Raw genomic sequence first — 18,595 nt, 5'->3', positions numbered from 1 at the left:
TCAGCCGACCCGGCAGACCTTCAGCATGTTGGTGCCGCCCGGGTAGCCCATCGGCTCGCCGCAGGTGATGGCATAGGTGTCGCCCGGCATCAGCACGCCCTTGTCGACCAACAGCTTCTCGGCTGCCAGAAGCGCGGTGTCGCGGTCGTCCATGCGCGGCATCAGCAGCGGGTAGACGTTGCGGTACAGGCCCATCTTGCGCTGGCTGATGGCCTGGGTGGTGAGCGCATAGATCGGCACATGGATGCGGTGCCGGCTCATCCACAGCGCGGTGGAGCCCGACTCGGTCAGCGCCACGATGGCCTTGCAGCCGAGGTGGTGGGCGGTGAACAGCGCGCCCATGGCGATGGACTGGTCGATGCGCGCGAAGCGGCGGTCGGCGAAGTCGGTTTCCAGGCTGACGAACTCGGCGCGCTCGGCTTCGAGCGCAATGGCGGCCATCTGTTCGATGGTCTCGACCGGGAACTTGCCGGCTGCGGTCTCGGCGCTCAGCATCACGGCGTCGGTGCCGTCCAGCACGGCGTTGGCCACGTCGCTCACCTCGGCGCGCGTGGGCACCGGGTTGACGATCATGGATTCCATCATTTGCGTGGCCGTGATGGTCAGCTTGTCCATCTCCAGCGCCATCTTGATCATGCGCTTTTGCAGCGCCGGCACGGCCGCGTTGCCCACTTCCACGGCCAGGTCACCGCGCGCCACCATGATGCCGTCGCTGGCCTTGAGGATGGCTTCGAGCTGCGGGATCGCCTCGCTGCGCTCGATCTTGGCGATCAGCCCGGGCTTGTGGCGGTAGGGCTCGCCGGCCACATTGGCCAGCTGGCGCGCCAGCTCCATGTCGGTGGCGCTCTTGGGGAAGCTCACCGCCAGGTATTCGCACTGGAAGGACATCGCAGTCTTGATGTCTTCCATGTCCTTGCCGGTCAGGGCCGGGGCGGTGAGGCCGCCGCCCTGCTTGTTGATGCCCTTGTTGTTGCTCAGTTCACCGCCGACCTTGACGGTGGTGAACACCGCGCTGCCACGCACCGCGTCCACCGTCAGCACGATCATGCCGTCGTTCAGCAGCAGGGTGTCGCCGGGCTTCACGTCGCGCGGCAGCTCCTTGTAGTCCAGGCCCACGGCCTCCACCGTACCGAGCTCGGTGCGGTCGGCATCCAGCACGAAGGGCATGCCGTTTTCCAGCTGCACCTTGCCACCCTCGAACTTGCCGACGCGGATCTTCGGGCCCTGCAGGTCGGCCATGATGGCCACCGCCTTGCCGGCCCGCAGCGCGGCCTCGCGCACCATCTGCGCGCGGTCGATGTGGTCCTGCGCCTTGCCATGGCTGAAGTTCAGGCGCACCACATCGACCCCGGCGCGAATCATGCGCTCCAGGATTTCAGGCGTGTTGGAGGCGGGGCCGAGGGTGGCGACGATCTTGGTGGCACGGCTCATGGATGTAACTCGATTACTTGATCTGCGGATGATACGGTTACAGAGCCGCGCCTGGGAACAGCCCGGTTTCAGCCGGCCGCGCGGCGGCTCAGGATTTCGAAGGCCGGCAGGGTCTTGCCCTCCAGCACTTCGAGGAAGGCGCCGCCGCCGGTGCTGATGTAGCCAACCTGATCGGTGATGCCGTACTTGGCAATCGCCGCCAGGGTGTCGCCGCCGCCGGCGATCGAGAAGGCGTCCGATTCGGCAATCGCGCGCGCCAGGGTCTCGGTGCCCTTGGCGAAGGCGTCGAACTCGAACACGCCCACCGGGCCGTTCCAGACGATGGTGCCAGCGGCCTTGAGCTGGGCGGCGAGCTGCGCCGCAGTCTGCGGGCCGATGTCGAGGATCAGGTCGTCGTCGGCCACCTCGGTGGCGGCCTTGACGGTGGCCGGGGCGTCGGCCGCGAAGGCCTTGGCGCACACCACGTCCACCGGGATGGGCACGGCCGCGCCGCGCGCCTTCATAGCCTCGATCACGGCCTTGGCCTCGCCCAGCAGATCGGGCTCGGCCAGGCTCTTGCCGATCTTCAGGCCGGCCGCAAGCATGAAGGTGTTGGCAATGCCGCCGCCGACGATCAGGCCGTCCACCTTGCTGGCCAGCGCCTGCAGGATGGTGAGCTTGGTGCTGACCTTGGAGCCGGCCACGATGGCCACCAGCGGGCGCTTCGGCGTCGCCAAGGCCTTGGTGAGGGCGTCGATCTCGGCCGCCAGCAGCGGACCGGCGCAGGCGATGGGCGCGAACTGGGCGATGCCGTAGGTCGTGCCCTCGGCGCGGTGGGCCGTGCCGAAGGCGTCGTGCACAAAGATGTCGCACAGCGCGGCCAGCTTCTTCGCCAGCTCCTCGCTGTTCTTCTTCTCGCCCTTGTTGACGCGGCAGTTCTCCAGCAGCACCAGCTCGCCCGGCGCCACCTGCACGCCATCGACCCAGTTGGCCACCAGCTTCACCTCGCGGCCCAGCAGTTCGGCCATGCGCGCGGCCACGGGGGCGAGCGAGTCCTCGGGCTTGAACTCGCCCTCGGTGGGGCGGCCCAGGTGCGAGGTGACCATCACCGCCGCGCCGGCATCGAGTGCCATGCGGATGGCGGGCAGCGAGGCGCGGATGCGCGTGTCCTCGGTGATGCGGCCAGCGTCGTCCTGCGGCACGTTCAGGTCGGCGCGGATGAACACGCGCTTGCCGGCCACCTGGCCTTGCGCAATGAGGTCGGAGAAGCGAAGAACTTTCATGGTCTTGTGGGAAAAGGGAGAGGGAATGGATTCAGCTTACCAACCGAGGCCCAGACGCAGGCCCAGCAGCACGGCCATGCCGACCAGGATGGTGCCCAGGATGCTGCGCTGCCAGAAGAAGTAGGCCGTGGCGGCCAGCACCGCCGGCCAGCGCGGGTCGCGCCAGGTCTGGATCAGTTCGCCCTGACTCATCAGCACCTCGGGGGCGATCACCGCCACCAGCGCCGCCAAGGGCGCGACCTTGAGCAGCTCGCGCAGCCACTCGGGCATCGGCCAGGGCTTGTCGCTCAGCATGAAGAAACCGCGCGCCAGCACCGAGATGCCGGCCAGGCCGGCGATGGCGAGCCAGATCTGCGCCTCGCTCATCGCGCCGCCAGACGTTTGAGCAGCCACGCGAACAGCCCGGCCGCCGCGATGGCCGCCACGATGTGCAGGCGCAGCGGCAGCTGATAGGCGGCGATCGACACCAGCCCCGCCACCAGTGCGGTCCACCAGAGGCGGCGCTCGTTCAGCAGCGAGTAACTCAGGCCCAGCAGCGCCAGCACGCCGGCAAAGCCCAGGCCCCACTGCGTGGGAATGGCATGCGCGGCCAGGATGCCGACGATGGAGGCGAGCTGCCAGGAAGTCCAGTTCACCGCCACCGTGCCCAGGAAATAGGCGAGCTGGCCGGGTGCGGGCTGCGGCTCGGGAAAGCGCTGAACGAAGTAGACGAAGTTCAGGTCACCCGCGAAGTAGCCCAGCGCCAGGCGCTGGCGGCGTGGCAGGTGGCCGAAATAGTGACGCCACTGCGCGCTGAAGATGACGAAGCGCAGGTTGACGCAAAAGGCCGTGGCCAGCAGCACCCACAGCGGTGCGCCAGCCGCCATCAACGGCATGGCCGCCAGCTGGGCGCTACCGGCAAACACCAGCAGGGTCATGCCCAGAGCTTGAGCCAGCGTCAGGCCGCTCTTGACCATCGCCACACCCGTCACCAGACCCCAGGCCGCAATGCCGAGCGCGGGGCCCGACATCTCGCGGGCCCCGCGCCGAAATTCTGGGTCGCGCGACAGCGCGGTCAGCGAAGACTTCACAGGGCCGGCATTCTCACCGGCCCAGGGTTCGCGTGTGGATCAGCGACGCTTGACGCTGCCGCTACCGGCGATCGAGGTCGAAGGCTCCGCACTGCCGGTGTAGACCACATCGCCGCTGCCGGCGATCGAGACCTTGAGCGTCTTGTTGGCCTGGACCTGCGCGTCGCCGCTGCCAGCGATCGAGACCTTGACCTCGTCGCCCGCCAACTCAAAGGCCTTGACATCGCCGCTGCCGGCGATCGACACCTCCAGCTCGGCGGCCTTGCCGCCGGCACGGATGTCGCCCGCACCGGCCACGCTCATCTTGACCGAGCCGGCATCCAGCTGCGGCGCCAGCACGGTGCCGGCCCCGGCCACGCTGAAGTCCACCTTGTCGGTCTTCAGCGCCTCGATCTCGGCCTTGCCCGAACCGGCAATGGCCAGGCGGCGCAGCGTGGCGGCATCCACGGCAATGCGCAGCGGCTGCTTGGAGTAGACCGAGTAGCCCTTTTTGACCTGCACCTCCAGGGTCTTGCCCTTGGAGCCCGAGACGATGCGGGTCTCCACCAGAGGCAGCAGATTGCTGTCGGCTTCCAGCTCCACGCGCTGTGTATCGGCTTGGCGCAGCTTCAGCTCGAAGGGGCCCGCCAGGGCAATGCCGTCAAAGCCATCCAGCTGACGGGCCTCCTTGACGATCTTGCCGTCGCCCCTGACCTGTTCCTGGCCCCAGGCCAGCGCACCAGCACTGAGGGTGGCGGCCGCGGCGGCTGCAAGAGTGGCGGTGAGAAGACTGCGGCGGACCAGGCTCATGGTGGGGCTCCAAAGGGGTTGTCGATGGAATTCATCGTCCCGCAGCCCCGGGCTGCCCACCAAGCTCGCTGCGACGAAGCGCGATTCGGCGCTGCCGAACTGCTTCAGGCCGAGGCTGCCTTGCCGCCCTTCTTGGGCGCAGGCGCCGAAGCCGGCTCCTCTTCCTCGTCGGCCGGCTTGGCCTTCTTGGGCTCGGCGCGTGGTAGCGCGGGCGCCACGCCTTCGAGCTTGTTCTCGCGCATGTACTCGTCCATCTCGCGCCAGCCGGCGTACACCGCGGCCTTGCTGGCCTTGGGGTTCAGGGTGTAGCAGTCCTCGATGGCGCGCATGGCATGGCGGCAGGCGCTGCCGATGGCCTTGCCCTCGGCCTCTTTGACCGCCGCCACCTTGGCCGGGTCCTCAATGCCCAACTGCTCACAGCCGGTGAGCGCGATCAGCAGGGTCAAGATGACAAGACGCATGGCCTTCATTTCGGAGCGCGGGGCGCGCACTTGAGCGGGAACAGCGCCGGCTTCAGCGCCCAGTTCGGGCCATGGCCAGCAAGCGCTCGATGCGCTCCTCGGTGCTGGGGTGGGTGCTGAACAGGCCGCGCAGGCCGCCGCCGGAGAGCGGGTTCATGATCATCATCTGCGCCGTCTCGGGGTGGGCCTCGGCGGCGGGCAGCGGGATGCCGCTGGCATAGCGGTGGATCTTGTCGAGCGCGCTGGCCAGGGCCTCGGGGTCGCCACTGATCTCGGCACCGCCGCGATCGGCCTCGAACTCGCGCGAGCGGCTGATGGCCATCTGGATCAGGCTGGCGGCCAGGGGGGCCAGGATGGCCACGGCGATGGCGGCAATCGGGTTGACTGGCCGCCCGTCTTCGTCGCGACCCCCGAAGATCATGGCGAAATTGGCCAGGGCCGAGATGGCACCGGCCATGGTGGCGCTGATGGTGCTGATCAGGATGTCGCGGTGCTTCACATGGGCCAGTTCATGCGCCATCACGCCGCGCAGCTCGCGCTCGCTCAGCACGCGCAGGATGCCGGTGGTGGCCGCCACCGCCGCGTGGCTGGGGTTGCGGCCGGTGGCGAAGGCGTTGGGGGCCTGTTCATCGATGAGGTAGACGCGCGGCATGGGCAGTTGGGCCGTGGCGGCCAGTTCCTGCACCATGGCGTAGAAGCGCGGCGCGGAGCGGGCATCCACCTCCTGCGCGTTGTACATCTTCAGCACCAGCTTGTCGGAGAACCAGTAGCTGAAGAAGTTCATCGCCAGCGCGAACAGCAGCGCCAGGATCATGCCGTTCTGCCCGCCAAGCAATTGGCCGCACACCATGAAGAGCGCGGTGATGGCCGCCATCAGGATGGCGGTCTTCATCAGATTGAACATGGCAGCAGTCCTCCGGAGAGAGTGGATTCAAGCGCCAGATGGGCGCGCAGGGCCGGACTTCAAGTCTGCCCGAGCTGCTGACCGGCCTGCAGGCCCAGGCTGGCCCCCGGGGAACGGCGCCCGCCCGGCCGCTGCAGCTCGGTCAGCACCAGGCTGCCCTGGCCGCAAGCCACTTCCGGGCCGTCCGGGTGCAGGGCCAGCACCGTGCCGGGCTCGCCCTGGCCCTGCTCGGCGCGGCCGCGCCAGACCTTCAGGATCTCGCCCTGCCAGCTGGTCTGGCCGCCCGGGAAGGGGTCGAAGGCGCGCAGCCGGCGCTCAATCTGGGTGGCGTCCTGGCGCCAGTCAATCAAGGCCTCGCGCTTTTCGATCTTGGCCGCGTAAGTGACGCCCGCTTCGGGCTGGGCCCGCAGCGGCAGATCGTCCAGCTGTGCCAGGGACTGCACGATCAGCCGCGCGCCTTGCTCGGCCAGGCGGTCGTGCAGGCTGGCGGCGGTCTCGTCGGCGGCCAGTTCAAGACTCTCGATCAGGCGCATGGCCCCGGTGTCCAGGCCTTCGTCCATCTGCATGATGGTCACGCCGGTCTGCACATCGCCGGCCTCGATGCAGCGCTGGATGGGTGCCGCGCCGCGCCAGCGCGGCAGCAGCGAGGCATGGATGTTCAAACAGCCGCGCGCCGGCAACTGCAGCACCCAGCGCGGCAGGATCAGGCCGTAGGCGGCCACCACCATCAACTCGGGCGCCCAGGCCAGCAATTGCTGCCGGGCTGCCGCGGCGTCTTCGGCATAACGCCCATCCAGGCGCAGGCCCTGGGGCTGCGCCACGGGGATGCCAGCCGCCAAGGCGCGCTGCTTGACCGGCGAGGCCTGCAGCTTCATGCCGCGGCCCGCCGGGCGGTCGGGCTGGGTCAGCACGCCCGCCACCTCGTGGCCGGTCGCCAGCAGCGCGTCCAACGCCCGCGCAGCGAACTCCGGGGTACCCGCAAAGACCAGACGCATCGCCGGCCCGCCTTCAGAAGGCGCGCCGAGGCACCTGCTGCTGTTCCTCGCGGGCCTTCTTCAGCATCTTGGTCTTGATGCGATCGCGCTTGAGCGGGCTCAGGTACTCGACGAAGACCTTGCCCATCAGGTGATCCAGCTCGTGCTGCACGCAGACGGCCAGCAGGCCATCGGCCTCGAACTCGTAGGTCTGGCCCTCGCGGTTCAGCGCCCGCACGGTGACCTGCTTGTGGCGCATCACCTTGTCGTAGGTCTGCGGCACCGACAGGCAGCCCTCCTCGCCCTCGCACATCTCGGCGCTGGTGGCGATGATTTCCGGGTTGATCAACACGCGCGGCTGCTTGCGGTCTTCGGAGACATCGATCACCACCACGCGCTCATGCACATCCACCTGGGTAGCCGCCAGGCCCACGCCTTCGGCCGCATACATGGTGTCCAGCATGTCATCGACCAGCTGACGGATGCGCTCATCCACGGCAGCGACCGGTTTGGCAACGGTGTGCAGGCGAGGATCGGGGAATCGCAGGATGTTCAGGCGGGCCATAGAGACTGTGTACGGGTGTGACGATGCAGGAGGGCTGTGGGCGGTGCGCAACGTGGCGCGGGTCTGCCCCAGGTGTGCCCCGGCAGACGGATCGCGGCAATGCGTGGCGATGACGGCAGAATGCCAAGCAGCCCAGGGGCGCGGATTGTCTCCCAGCCCCATGGACCTTGTCGGCGCCCAGGCCATGCCGGCGCGCGCACCGGGAGAACCTGTTGAAGAGCCTACGCCTGAGTCTGACCGCCGCCGCCCTGGCCTGTGCCTATGCCCTGCCGGCTGGCGCCAATCCCTATCCCATCACGGAGGACCAGCGCGCCACCGCCGAACGCGTGGCCCAGGCTGGTGTGCCGCTGGATGAGCTGGCCCCGAACGCACCGGACAGCCACACCGTCAAGCGGGGCGACACGCTTTGGGCCATTTCGTCGATCTTCCTCAAGAGCCCCTGGCGCTGGCCAGAGCTCTGGGGCATGAACAAGCAGCAGATCGCCAACCCGCATCTGATCTACCCGGGGCAAACGCTGTACCTGGTCAAGCGCGATGGCCGTGCCACGCTGCAAATGAGCCCGGGTGAGACCGCTGCGGCCGCCATGACAGGCGAGAACGGCGACGTCGTGCTGACGCCACGCGTGCGCACTTCCGACCTAGCCGACAACCCGGTGGCGGCCATCCCGCAGCACCTGATCGAGCCCTTCTTGAACGAGGCTATCGTGCTGGACAGCGACGAGCTGGCGACGTCGCCACGCATCGTCGCTGCGCAAGAAGGCCGGGTAATGTTGTCCCAGGGTGAGACGGCCTACGTGCGCGGCATTCAGCAGCCGATGTCCAGCTACCGTGTGTTCCGCAGCGCCAAGCCGCTGCGTGACATTGATACCCAAGAAGTCCTGGGCTATGAGTCGGTCTACCTCGGCACCGCCGACCTGACCCGACTGGGCGGCGAGACGCTGAACCAGGGAGACAAACTGGAGGTACCGGCCACCATCACCATCCGCCAGATGCGGCAGGAGATCGGTGTCGGTGACCGCCTGGCGCCCGTGCCGGCGCGCAGTTACTCCCGCTACGTGCCCCATGCCCCGGGCAAGCCGATCGGCGGACGCATCATTTCCGTGTACGGCGACGCCATCACCGCCGGGCAAAACCAGATCGTGGCCCTGAACCGGGGCAGCGCCGATGGACTGGAGCGCGGCCATGTGCTCAGCCTGTGGCGCGCCGGCCGCGTGGTGAAGGACCGTACCGACGATCGCAATGAAGCCGTGCAGCTGCCGGACGAGGCCCACGGCGTGCTGTTCGTGTTCCAGACCTTCAAGCGGGTGTCCTATGCGTTGATCATCTCCGTCAAGGAGCCGGTCAGCACCGGGGACCGCTTCAGCGAACCGCGCTGACCGTGCCTGCCAGAGCTGACCAGCTGGAACTGGGAGCCTGGCTGCGACTGAGCGGCGAAATGGGGCGCGCCCAGGCACGCCGGCTGCTGCAGGCCTGCGCTTGCGATGCCCGGCGCGCCCAGGCCCATTTGTCCGTTCCCTCGGCGGAGCAGCAGCGGCGCCTCGAACAGGCGCTGGCTTGGCTGGAAGAACCCGGCCATAGCCTGCTCAAGCTCGGCGATGCCGACTACCCGCAGCAACTGCTGAACAGTCCGGACCCCCCGCTCGCCTTGTTCCTGGACGGACGTCGCGAGCAGCTCTCGCACCCCGCATTGGCCATCGTCGGCACCCGACACCCCACGCCCAGCGGGCTGGAGCTGGCTCGGCAATTTGCCGAGGACATCGCTCAAGCGGGTTGGGTGGTCGTGTCCGGATTGGCACTGGGCATTGACGGCGCCGCTCATGCCGCCGCATTGCAGCGGGGCAGTACCTGGGCTGTGCTGGGTTGCGGCCTGGATCAGATTTACCCGCCCCGGCATCGCAGCCTGGCGGCGCGGATCCGCGAGCAAGGCCTGCTGATCAGTGAGCACGCGCCGGGCGAACCGCCCCTGCCCGCCAACTTCCCAGTCCGCAACCGCATCATTGCCGGTCTGAGTCAGGGCTGTCTCGTGGTCGAGGCCGCGCTGCGTTCGGGCTCGCTGATCACCGCAAGATTGGCCAGCGAAGCCGGCCGCGAGGTGTTCGCGGTGCCCGGCCCGATTCGATCCCTGCAGGCACAGGGCTGCCATCAGCTGATCCAGCAGGGTGCCAAGCTGGTGCAAAGCCTTCAGGACATCCTGGACGAGCTGCCCGCGCCTTCTCCCCCGGCGCCGTCGCAGGCGCCACTTTCCGCGCCCGACGCTGAGCCCGCGGACCCCCTGTTGCAAGCTTTGGGGCTCGAGCCCGTTGGACTGGACCGTCTGCAGCAGCGCCTGGGCTGGGGCATTGCCGAAGTGCTGACGCAGATATTCCAGCTTGAATTGCAGGGCCAGGTGCAACGCCTACCCGGTGAGCGCTTTGTGCGCACGAATGCGGGGTCGCAGCCCCCCTGATTCGGAGCCGGTGGCCCGAGGCCCCTCGGCTATCATCGATCGCATGTTTGATGTGCTCGTCTACCTCTACGAGACCTACTGGCGCCCCGACGCCTGCCCGGACGCAGCCCAGCTGCACCGCAAGCTGTCGGCTGTGGGTTTCGAGCGCGATGACATTCGCGACGCGCTCAACTGGCTCGATGGCTTGGCGGCCGCAGCCCAGTCGGTGGGGGAGCAGACGCAAGCGCACAGCCTGCGGGTCTACACAACCGATGAGCTGGCTCAATTGGGCCCTGCCTCGATTGAGTTCATCAGCTTCCTGGCCAGCGCGGGTGTCCTGCCGCCCCCGATGCGCGAGGTCGTGCTGGATCGAGCCATGGCCATCGAAGGCGGGCCGGTCGACCTTGAAGACCTGAAGATCATCGTGCTGATGGTGTTCTGGAGCCTGGGCGAAGAGCCGGACGCCCTGATCCTGGACGAGCTCTTCGTCGCTCCTGAAGAACGCCTAATCCACTAAACGGCTCGCAGCCGTCGTCATTGGCAAGCCTTCAGCGCAGCAGCTGCTCCGGATCACTCTCCAGTCGGGCGAGGGCATCACGCGTGGCCTTGACCGTCACGGATTCATCTTGCGCCGGCTGCATCAGGCTGGCCTGCAGGAAGGCCGCCAGACGCTGCAAGGGAAAGAGCACGGCACGCCCCTGAGGCGACACAAATAGCAGCAATTGATGGCGGGCACCGGCCCAGGCCAATTGCACGGTTTCCGAGCGCCCCCTGAATTGCAGTCGGTACCAACTGCCCACCGGCAGCTCGCGCGCCCAGGCCAGCATCGCCGGCGACGGCGGTGAACCGCCCTCTCCCACCACTTCGAGCCCCTCGGTCTCGTGGCCGGAGATGTCGCGCAGCAGCCCCTCGTCCAGATCAATATCGCTCAAGCCGGGCAGCATCGATTCCAGCGTCTGCAAACGATCCATCAGCTCTTCCAGACGCTCGCGCGGAATCGGCGCCGCCTTGGCCGTGAAGGCGGCCGCCAGCGTGTTGTTCAGACGCCGGATGTGTTCATCCTGCTTCTTGGGCGCGATACCGGCATGACTCATGCCATCACGCAGGGTCTTGAGCAAGACCGGCAAGCGCCGGATGACCTCGGCCCGCTCTTCCGGTGAGCCCTTCGCTCCCGCCGACCAAATCAGATCGGCTGCGGCGCGCTTCATCAACCGCGTAACCTCGGCCTGGCTGCCTTCGCGGACCGCCGTCACGGCCAGCACATCGGCCCAGACCTGGAACAGGAAGTCGCGCAGACTTTCATCGACAGGCATGTCGGCGAGCATCTTGCGCAACTCGATCGTGTACTGGATGGCCAAGGTTTCACGCTGCTCCACCTGCTGCGCCAGGGACACACCCTTGCGGCTGAGCGGGTTCTCCTTCTCAAAAAAGTTGGAGAGGAACTGCTCAAACTCGGTCAACACCGTCTGGAACACACGTCGACCGGTGTCTGGGTAGGCCTCCACCACCTGAACCACGCGCTTGATCTCTCGCTCCAGCACGTCACCAACAGCGTCCGCACTGTCAAACCCGAGCACGCAGGCGCCCATGCGGTCGATCAAGAGTCGCGCAGGATGGTCGTTGGCGGCAAAGAAGTCCGGCTCGGCAACGGCCACGCGAAGCACCGGCATCTGCAAGCGTGCGAACCAGACCCGCACCGTCGCTGGCAGCCGGTCATCCTGAAGGATGCTTTGGAACATCATGGCCACGATTTCGATCGTGGCGCGTTCCTCCGGCGTGCCTGCGGCCTGCTTCAAGACCTGCTTGAAGGCTTGGCTGCGCGCGCGCATTTCTTCCAGCACCGCCGTGCCCGACCCTTCCGCACTGGGCGGCCGCTGCAAGGCCCCTTGGGCACGCTGGATTACGGCCTGCAGCCGGGGCGTCAGGCTGGCGGCAGTCGGCGGGGGCGTCACTTCAGGCCCGCCTGCGGGCACGGGCTGCGCCATCACCTGCGCCAAACTCGGCATCTGGCGCTGGAGCACCTCATGCAACTGCTCCAGCACCTGGAAGGCCTGCTGGCTCTGCGGACTGCCGGCACCCGCTGCCCGCTGGGGCGTGCTGGCGCTGGCGTGCAGCTTTCCGGGCCCGCTGCCTGGCCTGCTTGCGCTCAGCTGCGCCGCGCCCCCCGATTCGAACTCGGGGGTTCGGCGGTTCGTCGACTCCAGAAAGCTCCCGCCCAGCTGAACACCGGTGTTGATACCGACCGACCGCACGATGAATGGCCGCAGGTCCACATCCGGCAACACGCCCTGCTCCAGCAACCAACGATTCGTGAGATGGTAGGCACTGCCCATCCAGTGTCCGAATTCATGGTGCAGTACATCCTGCAGTTGCTGCCAATCGACATGACCGAGGTCGGCCTCGCGCCAGGCATCCACCCAGAGCCGTGCCATCACGGCGGGGTGGAGCTTGTCCTCCGGATCGAGATCGGGGTGCCCTTCCAGAACCTGCATGCGAGTGCGCATGTCGGTCAGCTGCCACTGGGCATCGCCCTGGATCGACAAGGCCAGTCGTGAGGCCAGGATCTCCCGCTCGATGGTGTCATCCTCAACCAGGCTTAACGGCTTGGCCGGTCGACCGGCAGTTGGCGGCCCCAGTGGGTCCTGGGACTTGCTCAGCCGGCGCAGGCGCGTGATCACGCCCATTTGCCAGGTGGCACCGTGCTGCTGCAGCGCAGCCAACGTGTCGCGCCAAGCGCGGATCTTCAGTGGTTCCGCCGGCTTCAAGAGACGCTGCTGCAACGCCTCCACCAGGGCCGCCGGCACTGCCGCCGACCCTTTGACCAAGGCCTCCACATACACGCGCCGCGCGGCCTGGGCCAACGCTGGGGCAGCGGAAGGAGAAGTCATGGAAGAGAAGCGCGGCAGGCCATGGACGGTGGGATGGACCTTACACCACCGCTCCAGCGTTCGGGTCGTCGGGATCCTCGGTCTTGGCCGCGACCTTCACCAAGTCTTCGCGCTTGACTCCCAACCACATGGCAATGGCCGCCGCCACAAAGACCGATGAGTAGATGCCGAACAGGATGCCGATGGTCAGCGCCACAGCGAAATACTTCAGCGTGGGCCCACCAAAGACCAGCATGGAAAGCACCATCAGCTGCGTGCTTCCGTGCGTGATGACAGTACGGCTCATGGTGGAGGTGATGGCGTGGTCAATGACCTCGTGCGTGCTGAGCTTGCGGTACTTGCGGAAGGCCTCGCGCACGCGATCAAAGATCACCACCGACTCGTTCACGGAGTAGCCGAGCACTGCCAGCACGGCCGCCAGCACAGACAGCGAGAACTCCCACTGGAAGTAGGCAAAGAAGCCCAGGATGATGACCACATCATGCAGGTTGGCAATGATGCCGGCCACCGAAAACTTCCATTCGAATCGGAACGCCAAGTAGACCATGATGCCCAAGACAGTGAAGGCTAGCGCCTTCGCTGCATCGGCTGCCAGTTCGGCGCCCACCGAGGGGCCCACCACCTCGCTGCGCGTGAGCTTCAAGGGTTCAGCGGCCTGCGCGTTCACGCAGACCGTCTTAGTGACCGCCTCGCCCTTGTCGCTGACATAGGACTTCTGCTGCAACTGCCCCGCTTCGGCCTTGCAGAGCACGCCGAACACCTCGTCCACGACCTCGGTTTGCTTCTTGCCCGGGCGCACCGGCAGCCGCAGCATGACGTCATGTGAACTGCCGAACTTCTGCACTTGGATTTCGCCAAAGCCCATCGGCTCGATCAGTTCGCGCACATGCTGGACGTCGGCCGCGTGGCCGTATTCGATCTCCATCACCGTGCCCCCGGTGAACTCGATCGAGTAGTTCAAGCCACGGGTGACCAAGAAGAACACGGCAGCGGCGAAGGTGAGAAAGGACACGACGTTGAAGATCAACGCGTGCTTCATGAACGGGATGTCCCGCTTGATTCGGAAGAATTCCATTTCGGGCTCCCCTTATTGCGCGTCGGCCGGTGCCGCGGCCTGTTGGCGCCAAACCTGGCCGATCGCCACCGTCTGCAACTTGCGCTTGCGCCCATACCAAAGGTTCACGAGCGCACGCGAGAACATCACGGACGAGAACATCGAGGTCATGATGCCCAGGCAGTGCACCACGGCAAAGCCTTTGACCGGCCCGGTGCCGAAGGCCAGCAGGGCCAGACCGGCGATCAGGGTCGTGACGTTTGAATCCAAGATGGTGGCGAAGGCGCGCTCGTAACCCAGGTGGATGGCCGTCTGAGGTGCAACACCCCCGCGCAACTCCTCGCGGATGCGCTCGTTGATCAGCACGTTCGAGTCAATCGCCATGCCAAGCACCAGGGCAATGGCCGCCATGCCGGGCAGACTCAAGGTGGCCTGCAGCATGGACAACACCGCCACCAGCATCAGCAGATTGAAGCCCAGGGCCAGTGATGAGAACAGACCAAAGAGCATGTAGTACACGCACATGAAGCCCGCTACCGCGGCAAAGCCCCACAGCACCGACTGGAAGCCCCGGTCAATGTTCTCCTTGCCCAGCGTCGGACCGATCGTGCGCTCCTCGATGATCTCCATGGGTGCCGCCAGCGAACCGGCGCGCAGCAGCAGCGCGGTATCTGCCGCCTCGGTCGAAGTCATCGCACCCGAAATCTGGACGCGCCCGCCGCCAATCTCGCCTCGGATCACCGGCGCGGTCACCACCTCACCCTTGCCCTTTTCGAACAGGATGATGGCCATGCGCTTGTTGATGTTCTCGCGCGTCACATCCTTGAAGATGCGTGCGCCACGGGCATCCAGCGTGAGGTGGACGGCTGGGCTGTGCTGATCGTCAAACCCGGCCTGAGCATCGTTGAGGTTCTCACCCGTCAGCACCGCCTGGCGCTTGACGATCAAGGCCTGGCCGCCACGCTCCTGGAAGCGCTCCGTCCCGAAGGGCACCGGGCCGGAGCCACTCAAGGCCGCCAGGGCCTCGGCACTGTCGTCGACCAGCCGGACCTCCAAGGTTGCAGTGCGGCCAATGATGTCTTTGGCCTTGGCGGTGTCTTGCACACCCGGCAGTTGCACCACCACACGGTTCAAACCCTGCTGCTGAATCACCGGTTCGGCAACGCCCAGCTCGTTGATGCGGTTGTGCAGCGTGTTGATGTTCTGCTTGAGCGCGCCCTCCTGCACCGCAATGCGGGCCGCGGGCTTGAGCTGACCCACGAGTTGGAGCTCAGTGCCGCTGCCGGTGGTCTGCCACTCCAGGTCCGCCAGCTTTTCGAGCAGATGGTTGCGTGCCGCCTCCAGGGTTGCACCGTCGCGAAACGCGACTTGCAAGCGCTCGCCGTCCTTGCTGACGCCCGCATGCCGGATGCCCTTATCGCGCAGCAGCGTGCGCACGTCCCCGACCAAGGCATCGTTCTTCTTGGCCAATGCCGCCTTCATGTCCACTTCCATGAGGAAATGGACACCTCCGCGCAGGTCCAGGCCGAGGTACATCGGGAAGGCATGCAGCTTGGCAAGCCATTGCGGCGACCTGGAGATCAGGTTCAGCGCTACCACGAAGTCGGGGTTGGCCGGGTCGGGATTCAGAGCCTTGGCGATGGCGTCCTTGGCCTTGATCTGCACATCGGTGTCGTTGAAGCGTGCGCGCACCGAGTTGCCCTCGAACTGCACAAAGTCCGACGCGATCCCGGCGGAACTGAGCGCCTGCGCAACGCGTGCACGCACTTCTTCGGTCACCTTGACCGTGGCTCGTCCGCTCGAAATCTGGACGGCCGGCGCCTCACCAAACCAATTGGGCAGGGTATAGATGACCCCGATCATCAGTGCCGCCACCAGCACCAGGTACTTCCAGAACGGATAACGATTCATGGCCCCTCCCAGGGGCGGGGGGGGGCCCCCCCGCCCCCCCCCCCACAGCGAGGCCCCCCCCCCGGGGCCCCCCCGGGGGATGAAAATGGCCCAGGGGCGCCCGCGGCAAAGTGCTAGCCCCAGCAGCGGGGCCGGCCGGTTTACTTCAGCGTGCCCTTGGGCAGCACTTGCACAACCGCCGAGCGCTGCATCTGCACCTCGACACCGGTCGCCAGTTCCACGTGAATGGTGCTGTCGCCCATCTTGGCCACGCGGCCCAGCAGACCGCCAGCGGTCACCACTTCGTCGCCTTTGGCGAGGGCTTCGATCATGGCCTTGTGCTCCTTCTGACGCTTCATCTGGGGGCGGATCATGATGAAGTAAAGGACCACGAACATCGCCACCAGGGGCAGCAGGCTCATCAGGCTCGATTCGGGCGTGGCGGCGGGCGCGGCGGCCTGGGCAAAGGCGTTGGAAATCAGCACTGGGGGACTCGTTCCATGAGCGGCGGAAGCCGCGAATTGACAGTATCAGGGCAAGCCTGATCGGTGGAGCGCAGGATTCTAGGGCGCCGAGAATGCTTCCCTATGCAGCCTTCTGAATCTCCTGATCTTCGGGTGGATGGGCCCCTGGCCACCATCACACTGCGAAGACCCCACCAGGCCAACCGCCTGGAGTTGGGCGACCTCGCCACCCTGGAGGCGCACATGCAAACGCTTCGCGGGGCTGATGAGGTGCGCGTTGTGGTGCTTCAAGCCATGGGCCGGCACTTCTGCAGCGGCTTTCACATCGATGCAGTGCCCGGTGTCGACGCTCCTGCCATTTTTGAGCGACTGTGCGATGCCTGGGAGAGCTTGCCGCAGATCACCATGGCGGCCTTGCATGCCGGGATATGGGGCGGCGCCACCGATCTTGCTTTGTCGAGCGACATCCGCTTTGGCACACGCCGTTGCGTGATGGCCGTGCCAGCCGCCCGCCTGGGCCTGCATTACCACCTCGGGGGGATGCGCCGCTTGGTCACCCGACTCGGATTGGGCCCCGCCAAGCGGCTTCTTTTGGGCGGCCAAACCCTGGGCGCCGAAGAGATGTCGCGTATCGGTTTCCTGGATGAACTGGTTGCCGATGAGCCCGCTCTACGGGAATTGACAGCACAAAGAAGCCAGGAGGTTGCGGCTTTGGCACCTCTGGCGCTTCGCGGGATGAAGCGTCACCTGAATCGGATTGCCGCTGACACGTTAGTGCTTGGGGAGCTGTTGGCCGATCAACAGCGCTGCCTTCAATCCAGCGATTTGCTTGAGGGCCTTCGGGCCTGGGCAGAGAAACGCCCCCCTTGCTTCGAAGGTTCGTGACTCCTCTTCGGGTTCAACGGCTGTTTACGGCTAGCCCTCGTGCGGCAGCTTGAGCGACAATTGCCGCTTCGCCGCGGTGCAGATCTGCGGCACCCTACCAACGAACCAGACTACAGGCAGGAACAGCGTGGCGAAGGAAACCACCAAAACCTTGATCGAGGCCGATGGCCTACGCTACAAGTCCAAAGCCCCGGGCTCGCCGTTTGCGGCGACCTCATCCTTCGGTGCCGCAACAATGTCGTGCTTCTTGTGCGGCAAGCATCGTCCTCGGGCGATGTTGAAGTCACGAAAGCTGCTTGGCAAGAGTCAACCGGTTTGCGCACCTTCTTGCAAGGAGCTCGAAGAACAACTGGCAGCCAAAAAGCCCTAACGCTTTTTGGTTCAGCACAAAAGAGAGCGCCCTCAGTCGAGGGCGCTTCTATTTCGGCGCCCGGAATCGGATCGTGCGGTACACGGGCAAATCGGTAGTGGCACCGTCATTTTCGGCGCCTAGTATTCCGGCGTCCCAACTGCCAAGCAGACGCCCCATGCTCCAGGACACCCAAACGGCCGTGCGCGATGACGGTTTGCGTTACGAGTCGAAGGTTGGTGGATCTCCGTTTTTCGGCAGTGGCCACATGCGGTCCTGCTTCAAATGCGGGAAACATCGCTTACCAAGTAACCTGCGGAGTTTGAAGGTTCTTGGCCGCAACGAACGAGTCTGCAATCCCGGTTGCGATAGCCGCTAATCAGCGGGGTTTTGAGGGGGACGTCGCGGATCTTTTGGCCCGCTCCCGCTGCCTCAAAGGACGGTGGGCCGGATGAGGAGGCGTCTTTTGCACAGCGCTCGCCTCTGTCTTGGCCTGTTCTAAGAGCGCTTCAAGGGCCTCTTCTGCGATGCCCTTCAGGGTGCAGAAATTGGCCCGCGACAGGTTGGTGCCTGACCAATCTCGCAAGAACTCCGCTCGCCAACGGCGAGCCGCTTCCATCTCTGTCTCTCGCGCACGAAGCCGTGCCTTGCGCTCAGCAAGCGCCTCACGTGCTGCGGTCTTGTGCTCGAGGCTGAGTTCGGCCACTGGCTGGCCGTCCAAATCGAAGCGATGTGTCGCTTTCGTAATGGCGATAAGGTACGCAGTCGTAGCGGTGTAGCGGCGCAAGAAGGCAGATAGAGCCGAGCGGCTAAATCGTCCGGGGGCGCGCAACTCGATATCCGTTTGAATGCGGAGCTTGAGCGGCATAGCTGCGCCGGAGAAGAGCGCCGGGAAAAGCTCCTTGAGAAGGACTCCTGCTGCTGCTCCGTCCTTCACCACCGCCGTTTGGGCGGGGGGCTGCGCATCCGAACCTAGCGAGTCTTTCATTGATCACAACTCCGTTGCTGTCGATTTGGGTCGGTACAGGCCGAGCTACGCCAAATTAGCTTCTACGCTTTAGCGTGAGCATTCTTGCAGCAAGTCCCAAAAGCAAAACCCCCCGCAGTTACCTGCGGGGGGGTTTTGGGTATTAATAGCCTGACGATGTCCTACTTTCACACGGGCAATCCGCACTATCATCGGC

At 65.8% G+C, this 18,595-nt stretch carries 19 protein-coding genes; 5 read left to right on the top strand and 14 right to left on the bottom strand.

Going from position 1 to position 18,595, the window contains the following annotated elements:
• The 9 genes from pyk to def form a co-directional block, all read right to left on the bottom strand.
• Window positions 1-1,431, bottom strand: coding sequence for a pyruvate kinase (gene pyk / locus ACE3QP_RS19665; protein WP_374438465.1), 1,431 nt, complete (start codon window positions 1,429-1,431; stop codon window positions 1-3).
• Between the two features lie 68 nt (window positions 1,432-1,499).
• A complete protein-coding gene (locus tag ACE3QP_RS19660) occupies window positions 1,500-2,693 on the bottom strand; it encodes a phosphoglycerate kinase (RefSeq protein ID WP_374438464.1) in 1,194 nt (397 codons plus the stop codon).
• Between the two features lie 36 nt (window positions 2,694-2,729).
• The gene (locus ACE3QP_RS19655; RefSeq protein ID WP_374438462.1) at window positions 2,730-3,059 is read right to left on the bottom strand and encodes an AzlD domain-containing protein; all 330 of its coding nucleotides are present in this window, start codon (window positions 3,057-3,059) and stop codon (window positions 2,730-2,732) included.
• The gene (locus ACE3QP_RS19650) at window positions 3,056-3,703 is read right to left on the bottom strand and encodes an AzlC family ABC transporter permease (RefSeq protein ID WP_374438510.1); all 648 of its coding nucleotides are present in this window, start codon (window positions 3,701-3,703) and stop codon (window positions 3,056-3,058) included. The genes ACE3QP_RS19655 and ACE3QP_RS19650 overlap by 4 nt, the downstream gene beginning before the upstream one ends.
• Window positions 3,704-3,802: 99 nt before the next feature.
• Window positions 3,803-4,552: a head GIN domain-containing protein gene (locus tag ACE3QP_RS19645; protein WP_374438460.1), complete on the bottom strand. Its 750-nt coding sequence runs from the start codon at window positions 4,550-4,552 to the stop codon at window positions 3,803-3,805.
• Window positions 4,553-4,656: 104 nt separating this feature from the next.
• Window positions 4,657-5,013, bottom strand: coding sequence for a hypothetical protein (locus ACE3QP_RS19640; protein WP_374438458.1), 357 nt, complete (start codon window positions 5,011-5,013; stop codon window positions 4,657-4,659).
• Between the two features lie 52 nt (window positions 5,014-5,065).
• Window positions 5,066-5,917 carry a zinc metalloprotease HtpX gene (gene htpX / locus ACE3QP_RS19635; protein ID WP_374438456.1) on the bottom strand — a complete coding sequence of 284 codons (852 nt, stop codon included), beginning with the start codon at window positions 5,915-5,917 and terminating at the stop codon, window positions 5,066-5,068.
• A 59-nt stretch (window positions 5,918-5,976) separates the two neighbouring features.
• Window positions 5,977-6,912: a methionyl-tRNA formyltransferase gene (gene fmt / locus ACE3QP_RS19630; RefSeq protein ID WP_374438454.1), complete on the bottom strand. Its 936-nt coding sequence runs from the start codon at window positions 6,910-6,912 to the stop codon at window positions 5,977-5,979.
• Window positions 6,913-6,925: 13 nt separating this feature from the next.
• A complete protein-coding gene (gene def / locus ACE3QP_RS19625) occupies window positions 6,926-7,456 on the bottom strand; it encodes a peptide deformylase (protein ID WP_374438453.1) in 531 nt (176 codons plus the stop codon).
• A gap of 212 nt (window positions 7,457-7,668) precedes the next feature.
• On the opposite strand from def, the gene ACE3QP_RS19620 reads away from it, so the two are divergent.
• The 3 genes from ACE3QP_RS19620 to ACE3QP_RS19610 are packed head-to-tail and all read left to right on the top strand — an operon-like array spanning window position 7,669 to window position 10,398.
• Window positions 7,669-8,832, top strand: coding sequence for a LysM peptidoglycan-binding domain-containing protein (locus ACE3QP_RS19620; RefSeq protein ID WP_374438452.1), 1,164 nt, complete (start codon window positions 7,669-7,671; stop codon window positions 8,830-8,832).
• A 2-nt stretch (window positions 8,833-8,834) separates the two neighbouring features.
• Window positions 8,835-9,902, top strand: coding sequence for a DNA-processing protein DprA (gene dprA / locus ACE3QP_RS19615; RefSeq protein WP_374438450.1), 1,068 nt, complete (start codon window positions 8,835-8,837; stop codon window positions 9,900-9,902).
• Window positions 9,903-9,945: 43 nt separating this feature from the next.
• A complete protein-coding gene (locus ACE3QP_RS19610) occupies window positions 9,946-10,398 on the top strand; it encodes a DUF494 family protein (RefSeq protein WP_374438448.1) in 453 nt (150 codons plus the stop codon).
• 31 nt (window positions 10,399-10,429) lie between these two features.
• On the opposite strand, the gene ACE3QP_RS19605 is transcribed toward ACE3QP_RS19610, so the two are convergent.
• From ACE3QP_RS19605 to yajC, 4 genes are all read right to left on the bottom strand, one after another.
• Window positions 10,430-12,769 (bottom strand): DUF1631 family protein, encoded by a 2,340-nt coding sequence (locus ACE3QP_RS19605; protein ID WP_374438446.1) that lies wholly within the window; start codon window positions 12,767-12,769, stop codon window positions 10,430-10,432.
• 40 nt (window positions 12,770-12,809) lie between these two features.
• Window positions 12,810-13,844, bottom strand: coding sequence for a protein translocase subunit SecF (secF, locus tag ACE3QP_RS19600; protein ID WP_374438444.1), 1,035 nt, complete (start codon window positions 13,842-13,844; stop codon window positions 12,810-12,812).
• Between the two features lie 12 nt (window positions 13,845-13,856).
• Window positions 13,857-15,734 (bottom strand): protein translocase subunit SecD, encoded by a 1,878-nt coding sequence (gene secD, locus ACE3QP_RS19595; protein WP_374438442.1) that lies wholly within the window; start codon window positions 15,732-15,734, stop codon window positions 13,857-13,859.
• A gap of 140 nt (window positions 15,735-15,874) precedes the next feature.
• On the bottom strand, window positions 15,875-16,198 hold the full coding sequence (yajC, locus tag ACE3QP_RS19590; RefSeq protein ID WP_198113440.1) for a preprotein translocase subunit YajC: 324 nt from the start codon (window positions 16,196-16,198) through the stop codon (window positions 15,875-15,877).
• 102 nt (window positions 16,199-16,300) lie between these two features.
• Here yajC and ACE3QP_RS19585 point away from each other — a divergent pair, with 102 nt between their 5' ends.
• Together ACE3QP_RS19585 and ACE3QP_RS19580 are read left to right on the top strand one after the other, a co-directional pair.
• Entirely contained in the window at window positions 16,301-17,062 is a 762-nt protein-coding gene (locus ACE3QP_RS19585) for an enoyl-CoA hydratase/isomerase family protein (RefSeq protein WP_374438439.1), read from the top strand.
• Window positions 17,063-17,189: 127 nt separating this feature from the next.
• On the top strand, window positions 17,190-17,432 hold the full coding sequence (locus tag ACE3QP_RS19580) for a hypothetical protein (RefSeq protein WP_374438509.1): 243 nt from the start codon (window positions 17,190-17,192) through the stop codon (window positions 17,430-17,432).
• 358 nt (window positions 17,433-17,790) lie between these two features.
• On the opposite strand, the gene ACE3QP_RS19575 is transcribed toward ACE3QP_RS19580, so the two are convergent.
• Window positions 17,791-18,399 carry a ProQ/FINO family protein gene (locus tag ACE3QP_RS19575; RefSeq protein WP_374438437.1) on the bottom strand — a complete coding sequence of 203 codons (609 nt, stop codon included), beginning with the start codon at window positions 18,397-18,399 and terminating at the stop codon, window positions 17,791-17,793.
• Window positions 18,400-18,595 lie beyond the last annotated feature (196 nt).

The organism is Inhella sp., assembly GCF_041912635.1.
GTDB lineage: Bacteria > Pseudomonadota > Gammaproteobacteria > Burkholderiales > Burkholderiaceae_C > Inhella.
The sequence above is the reverse complement of the archived record's forward strand: the minus strand, read 5'-3'. Positions and strand labels throughout refer to the sequence as shown.

Coding starts and splice junctions, on each gene's coding strand:
- ACE3QP_RS19645 (WP_374438460.1), bottom strand. CDS start 4,552: ATGAGCCTGGTCCGCCGCAGTCTTCTCACCGCCACTCTTGCAGCCGCC.
- ACE3QP_RS19650 (WP_374438510.1), bottom strand. CDS start 3,703: ATGTCGGGCCCCGCGCTCGGCATTGCGGCCTGGGGTCTGGTGACGGGT.
- secD (WP_374438442.1), bottom strand. CDS start 15,734: ATGAATCGTTATCCGTTCTGGAAGTACCTGGTGCTGGTGGCGGCACTG.
- ACE3QP_RS19575 (WP_374438437.1), bottom strand. CDS start 18,399: ATGAAAGACTCGCTAGGTTCGGATGCGCAGCCCCCCGCCCAAACGGCG.
- ACE3QP_RS19605 (WP_374438446.1), bottom strand. CDS start 12,769: ATGACTTCTCCTTCCGCTGCCCCAGCGTTGGCCCAGGCCGCGCGGCGC.
- fmt (WP_374438454.1), bottom strand. CDS start 6,912: ATGCGTCTGGTCTTTGCGGGTACCCCGGAGTTCGCTGCGCGGGCGTTG.
- ACE3QP_RS19655 (WP_374438462.1), bottom strand. CDS start 3,059: ATGAGCGAGGCGCAGATCTGGCTCGCCATCGCCGGCCTGGCCGGCATC.
- ACE3QP_RS19585 (WP_374438439.1), top strand. CDS start 16,301: ATGCAGCCTTCTGAATCTCCTGATCTTCGGGTGGATGGGCCCCTGGCC.
- pyk (WP_374438465.1), bottom strand. CDS start 1,431: ATGAGCCGTGCCACCAAGATCGTCGCCACCCTCGGCCCCGCCTCCAAC.
- htpX (WP_374438456.1), bottom strand. CDS start 5,917: ATGTTCAATCTGATGAAGACCGCCATCCTGATGGCGGCCATCACCGCG.
- def (WP_374438453.1), bottom strand. CDS start 7,456: ATGGCCCGCCTGAACATCCTGCGATTCCCCGATCCTCGCCTGCACACC.
- ACE3QP_RS19640 (WP_374438458.1), bottom strand. CDS start 5,013: ATGCGTCTTGTCATCTTGACCCTGCTGATCGCGCTCACCGGCTGTGAG.
- secF (WP_374438444.1), bottom strand. CDS start 13,844: ATGGAATTCTTCCGAATCAAGCGGGACATCCCGTTCATGAAGCACGCG.
- ACE3QP_RS19660 (WP_374438464.1), bottom strand. CDS start 2,693: ATGAAAGTTCTTCGCTTCTCCGACCTCATTGCGCAAGGCCAGGTGGCC.
- ACE3QP_RS19610 (WP_374438448.1), top strand. CDS start 9,946: ATGTTTGATGTGCTCGTCTACCTCTACGAGACCTACTGGCGCCCCGAC.